Annotated in this window: 4 protein-coding genes; 1 reads left to right on the plus strand and 3 read right to left on the minus strand. The window is 71.9% G+C overall.

All coding sequences use genetic code 11. The features are described from left to right. Positions 1-679: 679 nt before the first annotated feature. Both VKG64_14230 and VKG64_14235 read right to left on the minus strand, forming a co-directional pair. On the minus strand, positions 680-1,951 hold the full coding sequence (locus tag VKG64_14230; protein HKB26198.1) for a CoA transferase: 1,272 nt from the start codon (positions 1,949-1,951) through the stop codon (positions 680-682). A 47-nt stretch (positions 1,952-1,998) separates the two neighbouring features. Continuing rightward, on the minus strand, positions 1,999-2,373 hold the full coding sequence (locus VKG64_14235) for a hypothetical protein (protein HKB26199.1): 375 nt from the start codon (positions 2,371-2,373) through the stop codon (positions 1,999-2,001). Between VKG64_14235 and VKG64_14240 the strand changes: the two genes are divergently transcribed. Further along, a complete protein-coding gene (locus tag VKG64_14240; GenBank protein HKB26200.1) occupies positions 2,351-3,148 on the plus strand; it encodes a hypothetical protein in 798 nt (265 codons plus the stop codon). The genes VKG64_14235 and VKG64_14240 overlap by 23 nt on opposite strands. Here the strand turns inward: VKG64_14240 and VKG64_14245 are convergent. Beyond that, positions 3,145-3,525 (minus strand): 3-deoxy-7-phosphoheptulonate synthase (locus tag VKG64_14245; protein HKB26201.1); only part of this gene is annotated, 381 nt, incomplete at its 5' end. The genes VKG64_14240 and VKG64_14245 overlap by 4 nt on opposite strands.

A 3,525-nucleotide genomic window follows, 5' to 3' on the forward strand; every position in this document is an offset into this window, starting at 1 on the left:
CAGGACACCATATCAACGAGCCCCAGCCGACGATCGCGATCTTCATAGAGGACTCCTGGCAGGAATCGTGGGAATCCTACGACTCAACCGTGGTCTCGACCACGCCAAGGTCTAGTGCGACAACGCGACGCCCTTTCGGAACAGCTCTGCCAGCCTGAGCCGAAGGCCGGCAACCTTTAGGCTGCCGCTGCGCAGCAGCGCAGGCCGCGACTCTCATCTCCCCGCGAGTACCCGAAAATCGGATACCGCTTCTTTCGCGCCTCGCATGAGCACGTTGAGCGCCCTCCTTCCTTCGTACGCGATCGGGTCGAGACCGGATGCTGAACCTGGCCAAATTCTTGGGACGCCACTCCCAGCCGCCCTCATCATCGTAGCTGGCATAGTACCCATTCTCCGCGAGCCAGTCCCGGAACCCCCGCGAGACCCCTGCTCGTCCGTCGACGCGGAAAGCAAACTCCACCCACACGGCGTGGCTCGGGCCGCGGCATCCGGGCCTGGACCTGCCCGCCGTCAGCACCGCCGGTGACCTCCTGGCGCGCCGCGGGCTGATCAAGAAACGGCGGCGCCGGCGCCACTACCAGCATCCGGGCGTCGTCCCGCTGACCACGACGCAGCCCAATGATCTCTGGACGGCCGACTTCGAGGGCCACTTTCGATCGATGTAGCCCTAGAGGGCGGTTCAGCAGCGCGTGACGCGCTCGGCGACGAGCGCGTCGATCTCCTCCTTCGAGAACCCGAGCTCGCCGAGCAGCGTGCGCGTCTCCGAGCCGAGCGCTGGCGTCGGCGCGCCCGGCCGGAAACCGGCGCCGTCGAGCGCGAGGGGCGGTGCCAGCACGCGCACGGGGCCGAGCGCCGGGTGGGGGAGATCGTGGAGCAGGTCGTTGGCGAGCGCCTGCTCGTCGTCCAGCAGCTCGAACGCGAGCTTCACGTCCGACGCCGGGAGGCCGTGGGCGTCGAAGATCTTCTGCCACTCCTCGGTCGTCCGCGACGCCAGCACCGCCTCCGCGCGCGGGCGCAGCGCGACGTAGTGGCGTGAGAGCCCTTCCCGATCGGTGATCGGCTTCGCGTGCGCCTCGTCGGCGAGCCCGAGCGCCTTCATGAAGGTGCGCTGGAGCCCCGGGCTCGCGCAGGCCACGCCGATCACGCCGTCGCGCGTCGCGTAGGTCCGGAAGTAGACGTTCGCCAGGCCCGGCGTCCGCACCTGGGGGGCGAGCGCCGCCTGCTCCTCGAAGGGCCGCCCCGCCGCGCGGGCCTCGGCGAGCCTCGCGCGCGCCGTCGCGTGCGTCGGGCCGTCCGCCGACTCCACGCGGACCATCGCGTTGTTCTGCAGGACGAGCGCCGCCATCATGAGCGACACGTCGACCTCGCCGCCGCTGCCGGTGCGGGCGCGCCGCAACAAGGCGGCCGCCACGCCGAACGCGAGCGTCATCGCGCACATGTAGTCGGCGATCGGGGCGTCGCCCGACGCGGGCAGCCCGTCCTGGGTCTTGCCGAGCCCGGCCATGAGCCCGGTCCGCGCCTGCACGACCAGGTCCATGCCCGCCAGGCGCGCGTCCGGACCGCGGCGACCGAACGCGCTCACGTTGCCGACGACGAGCCGCGGGTAGCGTGGCGCGAGGCTCGCCCAGTCGAGGCCGAACTCCTCCGCGAGCCCCGGGCGGAAGTTCGTCAGGACCACGTCGGCCCGCGCGAGGAGCCGCTCGACGACGCGCGCCGCCTTCGGGCGGCGGAGGTCGAGCGGGAGCGAGTGCTTGCCGCGGTTGCGCGACACGAAGTGGCGCGTCTCGCCGGGCGCGAGCTGCAGGATCTGGCGCACGGGGTCGCCCTCGAGCGTCTCGATCTTGACGACGTGGGCGCCGCCCTCGGCGAGCACCTGGGCGCAGAAGGGGACGGCGATGAACTGGCCGAACTCCACCACCTCGATGCCGGCGAAGGGTCGTGTCTCGTCCATGGCGCCCTAGCGTAGCGGGGAACGTGGCGCGCGTCGAGGGCGCCCGCTCAGCGGGCCTTCCGCGCCAGCTGCTCGCCCGCGTAGCGCCGCACGCGCTCGCTCGGGTCCCGGGCGAGCCGTTCCAGGGTCTCCTTGGTGGCCGCGCGGTTGAAGGAGAGATAGAAGCGCACCGTCTCGTCCGGATCCGCGGCCAGCCGCTCCATGATCGCCCCGTCGATCGAGGGATTGCGGGCCACGCCCCACCGCACGAACTGCTCCGGGCTCCCGGCCAGGCGCGTCAGGACGGGGAGCGGCGTGCTCGGATTGCCGGCCAGGTTCTGGGTCGTGACGCGATCGCCGTCCCCCGCGAGGCGCTCGAGGATCTCGCGCGGGGTTCGTCGGGTTCCCGGCGAGCCCCCAGTGCACGAGGTAGCCGTCGTCACGCGCGGCGATGTCGCGCAGGATCGTCTCGGGCGTCTTGCGGTGCGCCGCCACGTCGCCGAGGACGTAGGCGTTCTTCGACTTGGCGAGATACGGGATCGCCTCGGGCGGCATGCCGGGGTTGCGGAGCACCTTGCGCACGACCGCGAGCGCGTCGCGGTCGAACATGGTCGCGAGCCCCTCGCGCTTCTCGTGCATTCCGGGGTCCTCGCTCGTCGCCATCTCGAGCAGGATCGCGGGCGGCGTGTGCGGATTGGCCGCGATCGCGGAGAGCTGGAGGTAGTTCCTGGCGGCCAGCGCCTCGCGATAGCGCGGCTCGAGGACGCGCGCGGGCGCCCCGGGATCCTGGAGCGCGCGGAACGTGAGGACGTTCGAGGCGAGGGTCGCGCCGTAGTATGCGAAGCCGCCCAGGAACGTGACGGCGGCGAGCCAGAGGACGACGGCGCGCGGGCCCTGACGGAGAACCGTCGTGGTGCGCGCGAGCTGATAGAGACAGAGACCCCAGACGGCGGAGACGACCGCGGCGACGGCGAAGATCCACGGGACGAAGATGACTCCGATCGCGGCGGTGGACGACGTGTGCCGGAGGATCAGGGCGACGTAGAGCACGCTGCCCGCGAGGCCGCCCAGGATGCCGCAGGCGACCGCCCACCAGACGAGGCGCCGCCGGCGGTAGCGTCAGGCGACGACGAGCGCGAGCACACCCGCGACGAGCGGGAGCAGCAGGTAGAGCTCGACGAGCACGACGGCCGCGCCCGGCGCGACGCCGCGCGCTAGCGGCGCGCCTTGCGCCGCGCCCGGGCGGCGGCGGCGAGGTCCCGCAGCACGGGCACGGTCATTTCCCAGCCCATGCACGCGTCGGTGATGGACTGGCCGTAGACGAGGTGCCGCCTGTCCTTCAGGTCCTGCCGGCCCTCCGCGAGGAACGACTCCAGCATCAGGCCGATGATCCCGCCCTCGCCCTGCGCGATCTGCGACACCACGTCGCGCGCGACGACGGGCTGGCGCTTGTGGTCCTTGTCGCTGTTGCCGTGGCTCGTGTCCACCATGAGCCGCGCGGGGAGCTTCGCGTCGCGGAGCGCGGCGAGCGCCTTCTGCACGTGGATCGCGTCGTAGTTCGGGCCGTCCGCGCCGCCGCGTAAGATCACGTGGCA

The organism is Candidatus Methylomirabilota bacterium (genome assembly GCA_035260325.1).
GTDB lineage: Bacteria > Methylomirabilota > Methylomirabilia > Rokubacteriales > CSP1-6 > AR19.